Raw genomic sequence first — 14,686 nt, 5'->3', positions numbered from 1 at the left:
TTTTCGGCCGCTTCCAACGCTTCCATGAAATCTTCGCTGGCAGGATATGGACTTGCATACAACCTGTTGGCGTCGGTGAGATTGACGCGGACGCGGTCGTGGCGGCGCTGGTATTTGCGGTCATTTCCGCCGAAGCGTGCCCGAGCTATTTCCCCCAACGGCGCGAGCTCTGCGTCGGCAGTTGGGAGGCGGCGGCCTTATCGGGGCGGGCGTCCAATGTGCGGTCCACCGCCATGACTGTTGCACGTTGTCAGGCAGCGCGGCTGGATGTAATTTTTGGGCTGCTGCGCGCCGAGAACGGCGGTTTTTTGCCTCTGAGCCTAGACGACCGATAAGCCGGCATTATCGCTCATTCTGCGGGGAGGACGGGCGGTGCGGTTTGGCGCCGTGATCATCGCATCAAGCGCACCGTCGATTTATCATCTCGTGCATGATTGGCGCGCTCCATCGCCCGCGGCCTCGCTGCCGCCACCCCGTGTGCCGGGCTGAGCGCTGCCGCAGCGGCCGGTTTTCGGCCATGCCGAGGCCGCCTTCCATGCCGGCGCCGCCTTGCACGGGCTCGACTTTTCGGTGCGCGCGCAACCGGCCCGGGCCGGCGCCTGGTATCTGCGGCCGGCCGACGGCGATCCCGGTCCCGCCGGTGCGATCTGGCCCGCGCGGCCCGGCCGGCGCCGTTCGCCGCCGCGGCGATCGCCAGCCATGTCGTTGCCAGGCACCCTGACGCCGAACTGCTGGCCTGGTGGGGCGCCGACCTGGTTGTGGCGCAAAGCCTGGGCTGGCCACGGCCGCTGCCGCTGCTGATGGCGCAGGCGTTTGCTCCGGCATTTCGGGCTGAGGGCGGCCACGGCAAGCGGCTCCGGCCGGGAGAGGCGGGTTTTGAGCGCGCCGTCTGCCTTGGGCTGGCGCAGGGCGCGGCCGACGCTTGCCGGCTGGCTGGTGAGATCCAGCGGCGTGCCGCGCGGCTTGCCGTGGTGGCGCCGAAGCTGCGGGCCAAGGGGGCGGCGGCGATGATCCAGAAACTTTCGGACGACGACGCCGTGCCCGGCGCGCTGACCACCAAGACCCTGTCGCGGTTCCAAATGCTGTCCAAAACCGGCCCTGTATTCATGGACCGTCTGACGTGTCCCGGGCCGAAGCATCGGCACTCGAAAGTTTAGGCTCGGTCGAGTCCCTTCCCACGTCGCGTCGTTGAATTAGATATTTCCCCAGCGAACCAGCACTCCGGGAGCTCGATCGCATGGCATGGTCCTTCAAAATCGGAACGATCGCGGGCACCGCGCTGCGGGTGCATGTCACTTTTGTTCTCATGCTAATGTGGATTTGGTTCACGCATTATCGGATCGGCGGCGCACCGGCGGCTTGGGAAGGTGTGGCATTCATCCTCGCTATCTTTGGGTGCGTTGTGCTGCACGAATTCGGCCATATTGCTGCGGCGCGCTTTTACGGAATCAGAACGCCGGATATTACGCTCCTGCCGATCGGCGGAGTCGCTCGGCTCGAACGAATGCCTGAGAAGCCCGGACAGGAGTTGGTGGTCGCTATTTCCGGGCCGCTCGTTAATGTGGCGATCGCGGCAGTCATTTTTTTTTCGTGGACTATTCCGTCGGCGCCGGGCAGATGGCGCAAGTGGAGGATCCACGCGCCGGCTTCCTCGCGCGCCTGGCGGGCGTGAATGTTTTCCTCGTCCTCTTCAACCTGATCCCGGCTTTTCCGATGGACGGCGGACGAGTACTCAGGGCAGTGCTCGCCTGGCGTATGTCTTGGGCGCGTGCAACTCAGCTTGCCGCCTCTATTGGCCAAGGCCTCGCCTTCGTCTTCGGCTTCCTGGGCCTTTTCTACAATCCGCTCCTGATCTTCATCGGCATCTTCGTCTATCTTGCTGCAGCGGCGGAGGCGCAGAACGCCCAAATCCGCAGCGTAGCCGCCAGCGTGCTCGTCGGCGACGTGATGATCACCGAATTCGTTACGCTCCCGCGGTCGGCGAATATCGACGAGGCGATCGAGAGATTGCTCTCGACGACACAGCGCGAGTTTCCCGTGGTCGACGCCGCTGGCCACCTGGAAGGCGTGCTCACCCGCGACAACATGATACGCGCGCTTAAGGAGACAGGCCCCGATACTCCAGTCGCGAGCGCGATGCGTACCGATATCCCGCGGATCGATCACCGCCAGTGCCTCGAGGATGGCTTCCGGCAGATGCAGCAGGCGAACTCACCGGCCGTCGCCGTCGTCGACCGCACAGGCCGCTTAGTGGGCCTCATGACGCATGAGACCATCGGCGAGATGATGATGGTGCGTGCGGCCGCCCAAGATCGGTTTCGGTTCGGCCGCCTGCGCCGGGGCGAAGCCCGCCTGCGCTCAAGCGGCGAGGGATGATCGATCATGGACGCATCGGCGGCTACAAAGGGCGGCGTGTATTGCTTGACCCTGCTTGGATGAGACCTCATTCGTGTGCCCGCCGCGTTCTGGCCGACATTTGCGGTTCTGAGGAGATGCCACAATGGTGAACACGACCTTGTTCTTGCTCAGCAACGCAGCGCGGCTCAGCTGAAGGCAAGCAGCAGCAGGCGGGAAGTAGTCGCGGACTGACCAAGTGCACCGCGCAGCGCTCGCAGATTGGTACGACTCGGCTGAGGACGACGCGATTTGCACGGCTGGGGAACTCACAGCCAACACTCTTCAAGAGCACCACCGTCCCGTACGTGGCCGGACTTCGGGACAGGGGCGGCGCGCCTCAAGTTATTTAATTCCTTCTCAATGGTAAGTAGTCGATTTCGTTGCTCCATGTTTGAACTGCCTCCAATTCGACCGGACAGTCGGCATAAGCAGAAAGGCTCAAGCACAGGCTTGAGGACAAGCTTATGTCAACGACTATCGACGCATCGAGGGATCACGGGTGACGTCCGCCGCAGGCAGTGGACAACCGAGCAGAAGCTGCAGATCATCGAGCAGAGTTTCGAACCTGGCGAGACGGTGTCTTCGAGCGCTCGCCGTCATGGCGTTGCGCCCAATCTTCTCTATCGATGGCGCAGGCTCTTGAGCGAAGGAGGTGTTGCTCCGTGGATTCGGACGAGCCGGTTGTCGGCAATTCGGAGGTGAAGAAGCTGGATGACCGCGTCCGCGGACTGGAGCGCGTGCTCGGCCGCAAGACGATGGAGGTGGAAATCCTCCGCGAGGCCCTTTCCAAAACAAGCTCAAAAAACAGATATCGCGGTCGATCTTGTTGCCGAAGGACGGTTCCCGATGAAGACCGTCGCAGACACGCTGGGCGTCTCCCGTTCCAATCTCGTCGAGAGGCTCAAGGGCAGATCGACGCCGCGAGGATTCTACCACAAGGCCGAAGATGCTGAGCTTCTGCCCGCCATTCGCAGGCTGGTGGATCAAAGGCCGACCTATGGCTATCGGCGGATCGCCGCGCTGCTCAATCGCGAAAGGCGAGCCGCCGATCAAGCAATCTCGGCAGCGCGAGGGCGGCAACCATGGAACCACCGCCAAAAGCCGCAAGAGCAATGGCCATTGCCTGCTGGTCGAGCCCGAACGGTCGCCTGCACATAGACGACGGTGTTGACGATCACCAGGGCGCCCGCGCACGCGAGGCCAGATTGAGGGCTAGCAGTCCACGCAGCCGCGGCGTCGCGAGATAAGATCCGCAGCCCTGTGTGGTGCGCTCGTAGATGCCGCGGGGCACGGTTGCCTACGGGCTGGGCAGCACAACCGAAACTTCGAGAGCGGTGGATGCGAGAAAGCCAATGAAAGTACCCGCAAACAGGCTGTGAAAGTTGATGACGGTGAGTAATGCCGCGGCCAGCATGGGGCTGACGACGCTTTCAAGGTTACAGGCAAGTCGTGAGAGCGAGAATGCGCTCGTCTATTCCTTTTCCTCGGGCAAGACATCGAGAATAGTCGGCTGGAATATCGGAGTGAAGCCCGCCTGAAGCTTGAAAATGAGTACGTAGACATGCCAAACCTCTGTCACGAAAGGTAGGAGAAGGGCGACAGCGGCGCGCACGAGATAGAGGCAGACAAGCATGGTCCGGCGCGGCAGGTGCTCAGCGAAAGCAGCGGCGATCGGCGCCACCCCGACACAGGGGATCATCTTGATGGCGAGCGCTGTGCCAAGCACCACGCCTGCATCTGCGCCCGCCAGGTCATAAGCGAGCAGACCGAGTGCCACCTTGGCGAGGCCTGTCCCGACAAGAGCGATAAGCTGGGCCAGAGAAAGTTGGCTATAGGTACGATTTGTGAGAAATTGCAGCATGATCGCGGTCGGTTCAGCAGCGGTGGGCGCTTCGGGGCCATCTGCAGGATCAGGCCGGGCAAAGGACAACGTCGGAATCAAAGTTACTTAGTCATTTCCTTGAATTCCTCGATTGAGCGGCGCTGCTCGTAACGCGCCGCCTCCACGTCCCGCGTCAGCGCGTCGCGCACCTGGTCGCTTGTGCCTCGGCCTGGACGGCGGCTGCGATCGCAGCCCGGCTCGACGACCCAGAAGCGCTTCCTAGATGGCGTCATCGACGCGCAGGCCACCAACGGCAATGCAGCGCGGTTCGGCATTGTCCATCCAGCCACGGCTGCATCAGGTCAGGTTAACCATCGAATAGCAAAATTCTGGTTCACTGCCATTCAAAGAGGCAGGCGTGGGAATTTGGAAAACTTCACTCTTTTTGCTGCAAACATTGTAGCAGCTTTCGTCCTTGCGACAGCGTTCTTCCTTGCCGGAAAAGCACGGCGTGGCGAACGTTATTGGTATTCGTGGGGCTTCGCCAACGCCGTAATCGGGATGGCCCTCGTCGCGTTTATGTTCGAACGCTACCTACCGTATCTGTTTCTCGTCATTATCCCGAACTGTCTTCTTGTTTTCGGATTGTCCCTGAGATGGCAGGCGGCACGCGAATTCGCGGGCAGAGCGGTCTTTCCGCTTTGGCGATACGGGCCAACGGCTCTTTTTGTCGGAATTTGTGCGTTTCCGTTGATCTACGATTCATATGCGGCCGTCTATTCCGTAGTCAACGTCTTGCTGTTTGGGCTCGCATTCATATGTGCCGTCGAATTTTGGAGGGACCACAGCGACCGGCTGCCGTCACGGTACGGCATGGTAGTTGCGTATGGGGTTATCGCCGCTTCATTTGCTGCCCGTGCAGGGCACGGGATGGCCTTTGCTGAGTTCTTTCCCAAGCATCTTCCAGACGATGATCTTCTCACCATCCATCTCTCAGTCGCCATTCTGCACATTACAGCATCTGGGGCCTTCGCACTTTCGCTCGCTTACGAGAGGGATGCCATTCGTCTACGCCAAATGGCTGACAGCGATCCGCTGACAGGGCTGTTGAACAGAAAGGCATTCGAAACCCGCGTTAGCGAATACCTTGGTGACGGAAAACCGAATGACTTTGCCATGGTGCTTTTTGATCTCGATCACTTCAAACAGATCAACGACACCTTTGGCCATGCAGTCGGCGACGACGCACTTCGCGCGTGTGCGACAGTCTTCACAAAAAAACTGCCTAGCGGGAGCTTAATTGGCCGCTGGGGCGGCGAAGAGTTCGTCGCATTCCTTCCGAATGTGGCAGCAGCTGATGCACTACTTTCGGTGGAGCGAATCCGTATAAGCCTCAAAACAACGATGATCAGATCTGAAAACCACAAATTCACCGTCACTACCAGTGCCGGCGTGTGCCACAGCTCATGCGGCGTCAGAGATTTTAGAGGCCTCTTGTCTCGGACGGATGCCGCTCTGTATCGGGCAAAAGACCAGGGCCGAGACTGTATCGGCCGGATGGTCGCCTGACCTCTCGCCAGAACGAACGCTTTCTCCGGCTGACAGCCGGGATCAGAACCCTTACAGGTCGCGCGGCTCTTTCGGGTTAGTAAGCCAGTGGACGCCGATCTCCGGTAGTGAGCGCGTCGAGGCATTTGGCGGCTTCTGACAGAGCGCTGGTCGCCTTCCATAGGATCTTCACGGAAGGAGACGGACCGCTTTGGTGATGATGTCGTCGTCAAGCAGCCATTCGGTTGACGATCAAATCGTAGCCACAATGCCGACGATCATGATGACTCGAGAGTAGACATTCACCATCAAGTGACGCGATGGCTCGCGCCATTCACAGCGCTTCTCCAGAGCTGACGTTCGCGCTATAACCTGACGCGAATACTTGCGGCCGCTGCTGGGCCCCTGGCATGCGCGCGATGGGCCACACAAATTAGTCATCCGCCGTGCGAGCAGCCTCCGCCTCAAGCGATTCCAATTTCTTCAGCCCGAAGCCTGCTTGTCCTGAGTGGCAGCCATAATCGCATTGACGTTATCCGACGCGAAGAACTCCGCTGGTGAAATCGTTCCGGCGCTCATCCGCGCGAAATCATCCATGGCCTTCTGGTTGCCGTGAACCGCGCCGAAGAGCTCCTGCATTTCGGGTGGCGGGGGTTTCAGCGTCGCCAACTGACAGGTGAATTCGTACATTGCCTTTACCCGTGCGTCGCGCGTGTGTTGGTACTCACTCATCGCAGTGTCGAACGTCAGCATTCCGGAGAAAGCCTTGTGGAGCGCGGTAGCGCCGAGTTCTGCGTCATGAAAGGCGTCCATGATGCCTTGGGCGGTGATGAAGTCCTTATTGTAGCCCGCATCACCCACGAGCGCCCACCCGGGTCCGTAGGGCTTGCGGAAATAATTCGGCACCGCCATGCCGGCAAACCGCGCCTCCCGCTTCGCAGCGCGCAGCCGATCGGCGAAAGCCGGCGCCATTTCGATCGTCTTCAAGTAGTTTCCTTCAATGTCCTTCTTGTTTTGCGCGAATTCCGCGTACGGCCATCCGGCAATGACCAACGTCAGATCCTCATGAGTTGGAGCAGCTGCAAAGCCGCGGTTCTCCCGGATGTATTGTTCGAAGCGGCCGTCCATCGGCAGCCCGCTCCAATACGTGTAGTACCCGGCGAGCAAGGGCGGCTTCTCGTCATACTGCTCGGGCTGAACTGTCTCGGCTACTACCGAGCGTAAGCCGTCGGCGCCGACGACGATGTCCCCGCGCTCGATGATGGAACCGCCTTGCTTCGCATGGCCCTTTATGCCGATCGCGCGGTCGTCTTCGATCAAAATCTCCTCGACGGTAAAGCCTTCGCGAACCTCCGCCCCGGATTCGGCGGCTGCGTCGACGAGCAGCTTGTCGAGGATCGTGCGACGTGGGCAGTAGGCTAGCGGTGCTTCCTCCGTGCCCGGCGACCCGGCAATCGTGAACGAGCCGAAGTCGAAGGTGTAGGTGTGAATGGGCGGGCATCCGGTCGCCGTCAGTCGATCGAGAAGACCCCATCTCGATAGAGCGCTGACGCCGGCGGGGTGCAGGATGTGGGTAGACACCGTGTCGCTCGGAAAGGTGGCGCGGTCAACAATCAGTACGCGGTACCCCTTCCGAGCCAGCAGTATCGCGGTCGGCGATCCCGCGCAGCGCGCGCCTACAACGATTACGTCAAATACCTTGGTCATCACTGTCTTGCTCTGTTGCTCTCGGCAGCGCCAGCCTCAACCGCACCGAGTTGCCGCATCAGGCCGAGCTCATCCACGTGTGCCCAGCATTCCACGACCTTGCCGGCGACAAGGCGATCGATGTCGGTTCCGGTGAGCTGGATTCCCCTACCGGTCGCTGGAATCCTCTGGAACTTGCCTCTATGCGTCCCACGGGCGGTCCAGCGGGTCACTACCATGTCGCCTTCGGCAATCTGTTCCTCGACGGTGAAATGGAGGTCTGGGAAACCCGCACGCAACTCGGCGACGTATTGCTTGGCACCTTCGCGTCCAAGGATCTCCTGAGACGAGGCATGGATGACCAAATCGCTAGCAGCCACTTCATCGATGAAAGCGAGATCACCCCGGTTGTAGACATTATCGATGACCCGTCGAATCTGCGCTTTGTTTAGTTCTGACATCGGCTTGCTCCCTTTGTTGCCGGGCGAGACTACTCCTGCAGCCTCGGCCGTGCTTCGGAGGAATCACTCAATTTGCAGCGGCGGCGGCATGGGGGATTCCACCCACGCCGCGCGAATAGTCAGATCAAGCGATGCCTGTAGGCCCAGGCAGTGGCCGCCGTCCGTGTCGATAGGTCGAGCTTGGTGAAGATGTTGCTGAGGTGCCGCTCGACAGTCCGCTCGCTCAGAAAAAGCTCGGCCGCGACGGCTCCGTTCGTCTTGCCCGCCGCTACCAGGCGCAGAACCAGAACCTCGCGCGAGGTCAGCCCATGAGTATTGCCGGAAGCGAAGCTCTTCGTCAGTGAGTCGATCCGAGCGAGATCGGGTCCGGCACCCAACCGCTCGAATACGCACCTGGCCGCATCGATCTCCAGACCGGCACCGTCCTCGTCACCGAGTGCTCCGCAGGCCAGACCGATCAGCACACGCACGCGCGCGGCAGCGTAGGGTGCCTCGATCCGGTGCCAAACCTCGAAGGCGCAGTGCAGCAAACGGAGTGCGGCTTGCGCATCGCCTTCGGCTAGGTCCACCGCTCCGCGCGACTGCGCGGCAATCGCGCCTAACACCTCCGTGTCGAAGCTCCTGGCAATGTCCCCCAGCTCTCGGCACGCGTTGCGTGCGTCCTGGATCTCACCAACTGACAGCATGATCTCGACACTAGCGGGCAGCAAGCTCAAGCGTTTCAGGCGGTCCTCCGTCGTGCTCACGACGCGACGAATGGTCGTGGCGGCGGTGCGGGAGTGTCCCTGCGCAAGGCGCAACAGAGCAAGGCCTGGCTGGGGTTCCAAACCCAATTGACTAGCGCTTCGATACGCCTCCTCGGCCGCAGAGAACTCTCCCAACAGGCGATGGACTTCGGCCTGCTGGTAGAACGCCGCGGCGGCAGCTCGTTTGTCGACGCCCCGAGAACGTGCGCAGGCGCGTTGTGCCGCCTCGATCGCCTCCGGCCATGCGCCTTGGAGTTGCATGATCTCCGCCCGATGCACCTGGCAGACGCCGGAGAAGGTGACCATATCGGGCTGGCTTTCACACCAAAGCGCAAGCGCGGCTGTCCATTCGCGGGTGCGGTCGAGAGCATATACCTGCTGACAAGCCGCTATCAGGCTGCAGTACATCAAGCCCGTCACCAAGGGCGACAATTCACCGGTCGTGACCGCGACCATGGTTTCGTCCAAGAGCGCGAGGCCGGGTTTAACCTGCCCTTGTTGCAGTCGAATTCTGCCCTGCTGATGGCGAGCACAGGCGATCAGATCCGCGTCGCCGCATCGCTCACCGATTGCAGCCGCCTCGGCTGCAGCGGTGTACGCGTACTCGAAATCGCCAGATTCGAGGCGTTGCTCAACCACGGGCAATAGCAGATACCCCCGCTCGGCGCACTCGGGCGCCACGTGAGCGAGCAACCGGTTGGCATGGCCCAACCAGCCGGTTGCGCGCCCCGTTTCTCCGCGCATAAGTAGGCGGAAACCAAGCCAAAACGCGCAACGGACGGCGCGAGCAAATTGGCCGGCGTTCAAATAAGCGTTGTGGGCATCTTCAAGCGATCTGAGGTATTCTTCGTCCCGACCGACCATGTAAGCAGCCATGGCGAGCCGTTCGAAGTCCTCGGCTCTAAGCGGCGTTTGCTGATTGGCGAGCGAAAGCGCCCGATAGGCGTGGGCCCAGGCGCACTGCTCATAATGTCTTCGACCGAGTTCGAGGTGATCGAGAACTTTTGCGACCCTGTTTATTGGTTTTCGCTGATGGGACTGCCGCATGCGCTCCGCTCCAGCTCCCGAAGCAATTTAGCACATTGCCGATGATAACAACACTCTAGCCGTACCCAGGCCAACGAAGAGCCGCTCACCACACGCTTCAGCGACACTCAATGGATGCTAGAAAAGGCGGCATTGCGTTACCGCGAATGTCCGCTATCCGGCAGCGAATGAGGTTGAAGGGTGGCTTGGCGTCAAGCAAGCCGAGGCCGGCAGGCGACATTGCCGCCAAATTGCGGAGCCAGGTACCCAACTCATTCCAGAGACGTTTACACGGGAGCAAATCCAGCCCGAAAGAAAGACTACCTCTTCGCGGGCGCAGCGTTCGTGGTCTTAAATCCTGATCCGGCGAACGGCGCCGGCGTGTGAGTTGAGGGGGCATTCCGAGCTCGCGCGACCGCTGAAGCGTGTCCGGCGGCTTGGCAATGCGAGGGAGCCGCAATGGGTCACGTCAATCGTCGCGGTTTACGGCCCAGAGAACCGGAATTCCGGTGGTCGGGGCGGGCGGCGTTTGGTCGGCTGGTGCACACGGGAAAGATGGATGTCGGGAACTCGTAGATGTCAGGGATTTGGCTCTTCGTCAGCCCAAGTACCTCTTGCACCCGCCGGTGCGTCTCCGCCTTCAGATACTCTTCACACTGCTGTTCCTTATCACGACATCGCCGTTAGGAAGCGTCGTGGTCATCGTGTCCTACGGCGCGCGGAAGGCGTCCATCAGCGTCTCCGTAAAAATTCCGCCCGTCTGAGCGATCCTATCCACGGGGGCCGCCTCATACGAAGGCGCAGCAAACGCGCATGCTTTCAATGTGTCGACATGACCCTGATCCGGAAAATAGGCGGTGTGGGAATATCGGGCCGCCCTTCACGCGCGGCAGTTGCGCGTTGGTCGGAAGCGACCGGCACGCGTCGGAGACGATGACGACGGTCGGGATGCCGCAGGTCTGCGCCAGCGTCTGGCTTTCGCAGAAGTTCACCGCGTGGCTCGGATTGAGCGGCGCGCCCGTTAGCATCCACCATTCGGTGAAGCCCGTGGCGAAGTTATGCCCGGCGAAGTAGATGACGAGAACGTGGTAGGTGCCAGGCGTCACAAATTACTAGTGGCGTCGGAGACATCTCCACCGAAAGCTTGCCGCCATTGGCGTCAGTCAGCTTCTCGACCTTGAAGCCTTCACCGCCGCAGCAGATTTGTCCGCATCCTTCGATGCGGAAAGCGTGGCAAGGCCGTCGATCCTATCGACCCCGATGACGATTGCGCCTTGAACGCTCCCGCTTTCAGGCTGTGCCGCCGCCAAAATGATCACGTCGCGTCGGTTCATTGAATGACCCGGTAGGACAGGATGGCGCTAGCCTAACGCAACGGAAAGTACCAGCATTCTTGGATTGCCGGACCGGCCCGGACAGGACGACGATGGCGAATGCAGCTATTGCGCTTTCGGAGTCCAAAAACCTGCCGACCGCAAACGGCTCCGCTTGCGCCCTATTGCACCCATCCAACACCACCCCAAATTTATCAAGTATCGCCCCCGCTCACACGGGCATCCAGCCGCGGGCGGATGTTCTGGTTATGATGGAAGACGTTGTCGGGGTCGTACGAGGACTTCACGTCAGCCAGCCGGGCAAAGACGGGGTCGCCGTACGCCTCGCGGATCCGGCCCGGGTCTTCGTCGTCGCCGAGGAAGTTGACGTAGACGCCTTCGCGAAAGCGGCCAAGCGCGGCGAGGAACCCCCTCGTCCAGGCCGTCTCTCGATCGCCGAAGTCCTCGCCAGACCGCCACGCAGCGTGGACGATGATCGCGTGCGACGCTTGCCGGTTCCCGAACGCCGTCGCGCCCTCGGGCACTCGGCTCACCGCCCCCTTCAGATGGAACATTGCCACATACGACCGCGGCGACGAGCAGGAGAACGCGTGCCCGGCAATCACGTCGATGAGGTCATCATTGAGCTCGGGGAGATGGGTGGCCTTCCAGTAGTAGTTCCAACCGTGGAGGACGGTCGAGTCGAGCGCGCTCTGGAATACCACGTACGGCTTGGGCACGGCCAGATCGAGGAGGGGAGTCCGAAATGCGCGGAGCGGGCGGAGCGCCTCCTCACCGTCCTCAATCGGTCCGGCCCAGCACGCGCCCACCATCACCACCGGGCGCCAGTGCAGTTCCTCGGGGATGACCGATAGAGGCGGCACGGTGCAGAATTTGACGACCGTGCCGAGCTCGTCGGGAGCGTCGCGGATGAAGTCGCGGTAGAAACGGAGGACCTCCCCGGCGCCGCTCGCGTCCCAGAGGATGGGCCCGGCCAGAACGGTGGGTCCGACGGGATGGAGGCGGAACTCGAACGAGGTGACCACGCCGAAGTTGCCGCCGCCGCCGCGCAACGCCCAGAACAGGTCGGGTTGCTCGTCCTCGGACGCCCGCAGCCGCTCGCCGTCGGCCGTCACGACGTCGGCAGCGAGGAGGTTGTCGACCGCGAGGCCATGTTTGCGCATCAGCCAGCCGATGCCACCGCCAAGGGTGAGCCCGGCGACTCCGGTATGGCTCACGATTCCTCCGGTGGTGGCCAGGCCGTGCGCCTGCGTCTCGCGGTCGACGTCGCCCCACAGCGCGCCACCCTGCACCCACGCCCTGCGGCATGCGGGATCGACCCGCACGCCCCGCATCGCCGAGAGGTCGATGACGATCCCGTCGTCGCAAACGGCGGTGCCCGCCACGCCGTGGCCTCCGGCCCGTATGGCGATCTCCAGATCATGGTCGCGAGCGAAACGCACGGCCGCGACCACGTCGGCGGTCCCGATGCATCGGGCGATCAGATGCGGGCGCCGGTCAATGGCGCCGTTCCAGATTGCACGGGCGGCATCGTAGTCGGCGTGGCTGGCATTGATCAGCCGGCCTCGGAACCCGTCGATTTCCACGACGGATGGCTGCATGCTCCCGTGGTGGGCTTCTGCATACGTTGTTGTCGTCACAGGTGTCGTCATAGGTGTCGTCATCGTGTCCTCCTCTCGTCGAGAGAGGCCACATCGGACCACGGCGGGCCGCTGCCGTATAGTCAAGAATCTGGACTCCACAATCGGAGGCGGATGCGCAACACTGCTGTTGTGAGGACGTCTGTTATGAGGACATACGGCCAGTACTGCCCCATCGCCCGTGGCGCCGAGATTTTCGCCGAGCGCTGGACGCCGCTGATCGTCCGCAACCTGCACCTTGGCTGCGGAAGCTTCAGCGAGATCCTGGAGGGTGCGCCCGGACTCTCCCGTACCCTGCTCTCAGAGCGGCTCAAGCAGCTTGAATGGGTCGGTGTCGTCGAGTCGAACCCCAAGCCCGACGGGCGCGGGCGCCACTACGAGCTCACGTCCGCGGGCCACGACCTCTTCACGGTCTGCCAGTCGCTCGGCGAGTGGGGCGCGCATTGGCTCGAAATCGCCCCCCAGCACCTAGACCCCTTTGTGGCCCTGTGGTCGATGTGCAAGGCGCTCCGCCGGGACCGGCTCCCGGATCGACGCGTCGTCATCCGCTTCGACTTCACCGGCCGCCCACACCGGGAGCGCTATTGGCTACTTATCGAGCTCGGAGACACGGAAATCTGCAAGACTTACCCTGGCTTCGACGAGGACCTCTACATCACGGCGGAAGCCGAAGCATTCGTCAAATGGCACGCCGGCCAGCTCAGTTGGTCCCAAGCCACCCGCGAGGACCGCATCCAGCTCGACGGCGACCTGTCGCTCGCAAGAGCCTTCCCGACCTGGAACGCCCGCAGCATGTTCGCCCACATCATGCCGGTCTCCCGCACCGCCACGCGTCATGCAGGCTGATATTCCGGATGCGACCTCTCGATGCGGCGCCGCACCCGCCGGCGTGTGGCGTGAACAAATTCTCATATCCTACATGCTATCCGGAATGGACAGCTGCCGTATTGCCGATCGAACCACTCGCCTAAAATTCACATAGTTCGACGCACTGATGCCCGAGAGCGGCGTATTACCAAGATCCCAAGACATCCAATGTTTTGCCATTGGCTCGGCTTGGGCACAAGATTTCGGAAGCGGCGCTTGCGGCGGGGTGGAACGACAGGACGCGGCGTTGCCCCCAAAGCGGCCTTGATGACACTCGATCCTGTAGACATTCGATGACCGAAAGCTTGCGCTGGAAAGCTGGACATCATTGCTTAGCACTCTTGTCAAGCGAATCCAGGAACTGACCCCTCCTATTGCCTCACCGATCAATGTTACCCAAGGCAGCAGTGGCGACAGTGCTCGTATGAGCTGCCGCAGCGGTGGCAGGTGATAGCGGCAAGCTCTTGATCCAGCCGCCATCAAGGATGACCAGCCCAGCCATTTCCATGCGCCAGGCCTTCACCAGCCGTTGCACCATTCTGATGTTCTTTTCGTTGAAGCGGGCTGGATCGATCTCCTTCAGCCGTTGCAGCACGCCGGCTGCCGAGAGGGCTGGGTCTTCCTTCAGCCATTCCTTGATCCGCGCCTCAAAGGGCTCGTACATGCTGGGTCTTTTCGGCCAGGGTTTGGTCCGCCGATATGGCCGCCGATGCGTTGGCCGTGTCTCGCCGTTCTTCCAGGCTGTTTTCAAGTGCGCAGCGAAGCCCTGGAGATCGATAACCAATGGCTCCTCGACTTTCGCATTCAGGCCACGACGATCGACCCGCTTTCCAAGCTCTTCCTGTGCAGCGCGGATGTGGGCAAACAGCAGCACCGGGTCGGCTGTCTCCAGCAAGGCCCGAAGCCGCGCCTTGTCGGCCTCGGCCACATCAGGATGAGCAAGGACACGGGCCGCGGGTGGAACAGGCGGATGATAGCGCTTGATTACACGGGCACCGATGCGCGTCTTCGCCTGCAGCTTGAAGGATGGCTGGAACAGATTGCCGTGAACCCGCACCACCGCATAAAGGCGTTCAAGGGCCGCCGTCGCATCCGCGCCGACAAACCGGCCATACCCCACCAGGCGGCGCACGATGGCGCCGTTCTTCTGTTCCACATG

At 61.6% G+C, this 14,686-nt stretch carries 10 protein-coding genes and 4 pseudogenes; 6 read left to right on the top strand and 8 right to left on the bottom strand.

All coding sequences use genetic code 11. The annotated features are described in order from the left end of the window. Window positions 1-98 precede the first annotated feature (98 nt). From ACLKMW_RS24025 to ACLKMW_RS24010, 4 genes and pseudogenes are all read left to right on the top strand, one after another. Window positions 99-335 (top strand): hypothetical protein, encoded by a 237-nt coding sequence (locus ACLKMW_RS24025; RefSeq protein WP_415727055.1) that lies wholly within the window; start codon window positions 99-101, stop codon window positions 333-335. Window positions 336-434: 99 nt separating this feature from the next. Continuing rightward, window positions 435-1,157, top strand: a complete 723-nt coding sequence (locus ACLKMW_RS24020; protein WP_415727054.1) for a DUF1403 family protein — start codon at window positions 435-437, stop codon at window positions 1,155-1,157. An 80-nt stretch (window positions 1,158-1,237) separates the two neighbouring features. Next, window positions 1,238-2,376: pseudogene (locus ACLKMW_RS24015) on the top strand (site-2 protease family protein). 505 nt (window positions 2,377-2,881) lie between these two features. Next, window positions 2,882-3,468 (top strand): annotated as a pseudogene (locus ACLKMW_RS24010) (transposase); the annotation flags it as partial. On the opposite strand, the pseudogene ACLKMW_RS24005 reads toward ACLKMW_RS24010, so the two are convergent. Beyond that, window positions 3,446-4,258, bottom strand: a pseudogene (locus ACLKMW_RS24005) (MFS transporter); the annotation flags it as partial. The pseudogenes ACLKMW_RS24010 and ACLKMW_RS24005 overlap by 23 nt on opposite strands. 83 nt (window positions 4,259-4,341) lie before the next feature. Further along, window positions 4,342-4,554, bottom strand: a complete 213-nt coding sequence (locus tag ACLKMW_RS24000) for a hypothetical protein (protein ID WP_415727053.1) — start codon at window positions 4,552-4,554, stop codon at window positions 4,342-4,344. Between the two features lie 91 nt (window positions 4,555-4,645). On the opposite strand from ACLKMW_RS24000, the gene ACLKMW_RS23995 reads away from it, so the two are divergent. Beyond that, window positions 4,646-5,788: a GGDEF domain-containing protein gene (locus ACLKMW_RS23995; protein WP_415727052.1), complete on the top strand. Its 1,143-nt coding sequence runs from the start codon at window positions 4,646-4,648 to the stop codon at window positions 5,786-5,788. Window positions 5,789-6,250: 462 nt separating this feature from the next. On the opposite strand, the gene ACLKMW_RS23990 is transcribed toward ACLKMW_RS23995, so the two are convergent. From ACLKMW_RS23990 to ACLKMW_RS23970, 5 genes are all read right to left on the bottom strand, one after another. Next, window positions 6,251-7,474: an NAD(P)/FAD-dependent oxidoreductase gene (locus ACLKMW_RS23990; RefSeq protein ID WP_415727051.1), complete on the bottom strand. Its 1,224-nt coding sequence runs from the start codon at window positions 7,472-7,474 to the stop codon at window positions 6,251-6,253. After that, on the bottom strand, window positions 7,474-7,914 hold the full coding sequence (locus tag ACLKMW_RS23985) for an ester cyclase (protein ID WP_415727050.1): 441 nt from the start codon (window positions 7,912-7,914) through the stop codon (window positions 7,474-7,476). The genes ACLKMW_RS23990 and ACLKMW_RS23985 overlap by 1 nt, the downstream gene beginning before the upstream one ends. Before the next feature lie 119 nt (window positions 7,915-8,033). After that, window positions 8,034-9,707, bottom strand: a complete 1,674-nt coding sequence (locus ACLKMW_RS23980; protein ID WP_415727049.1) for a helix-turn-helix transcriptional regulator — start codon at window positions 9,705-9,707, stop codon at window positions 8,034-8,036. A gap of 767 nt (window positions 9,708-10,474) precedes the next feature. Beyond that, entirely contained in the window at window positions 10,475-10,792 is a 318-nt protein-coding gene (locus ACLKMW_RS23975) for a hypothetical protein (RefSeq protein WP_415727048.1), read from the bottom strand. Window positions 10,793-11,214: 422 nt separating this feature from the next. Continuing rightward, window positions 11,215-12,684: an FAD-binding oxidoreductase gene (locus tag ACLKMW_RS23970; protein WP_415727047.1), complete on the bottom strand. Its 1,470-nt coding sequence runs from the start codon at window positions 12,682-12,684 to the stop codon at window positions 11,215-11,217. A gap of 123 nt (window positions 12,685-12,807) precedes the next feature. Between ACLKMW_RS23970 and ACLKMW_RS23965 the strand changes: the two genes are divergently transcribed. Beyond that, on the top strand, window positions 12,808-13,506 hold the full coding sequence (locus tag ACLKMW_RS23965; protein ID WP_415727046.1) for a winged helix-turn-helix transcriptional regulator: 699 nt from the start codon (window positions 12,808-12,810) through the stop codon (window positions 13,504-13,506). Between the two features lie 400 nt (window positions 13,507-13,906). Here the strand turns inward: ACLKMW_RS23965 and ACLKMW_RS23960 are convergent. Beyond that, window positions 13,907-14,686, bottom strand: a pseudogene (locus ACLKMW_RS23960) (transposase); the annotation flags it as partial.

Origin of the sequence: Borborobacter xinjiangensis (assembly GCF_047739745.1) — a bacterium.
In the GTDB taxonomy this organism is placed as follows: Bacteria; Pseudomonadota; Alphaproteobacteria; order Rhizobiales; family Rhizobiaceae; genus Pseudaminobacter.
The sequence above is the reverse complement of the archived record's forward strand: the minus strand, read 5'-3'. Positions and strand labels throughout refer to the sequence as shown.

Coding starts and splice junctions, on each gene's coding strand:
- ACLKMW_RS24000 (WP_415727053.1), bottom strand. CDS start 4,554: ATGCCGAACCGCGCTGCATTGCCGTTGGTGGCCTGCGCGTCGATGACG.
- ACLKMW_RS23990 (WP_415727051.1), bottom strand. CDS start 7,474: ATGACCAAGGTATTTGACGTAATCGTTGTAGGCGCGCGCTGCGCGGGA.
- ACLKMW_RS23985 (WP_415727050.1), bottom strand. CDS start 7,914: ATGTCAGAACTAAACAAAGCGCAGATTCGACGGGTCATCGATAATGTC.
- ACLKMW_RS23980 (WP_415727049.1), bottom strand. CDS start 9,707: ATGCGGCAGTCCCATCAGCGAAAACCAATAAACAGGGTCGCAAAAGTT.
- ACLKMW_RS23970 (WP_415727047.1), bottom strand. CDS start 12,684: ATGACGACACCTATGACGACACCTGTGACGACAACAACGTATGCAGAA.
- ACLKMW_RS23965 (WP_415727046.1), top strand. CDS start 12,808: ATGAGGACATACGGCCAGTACTGCCCCATCGCCCGTGGCGCCGAGATT.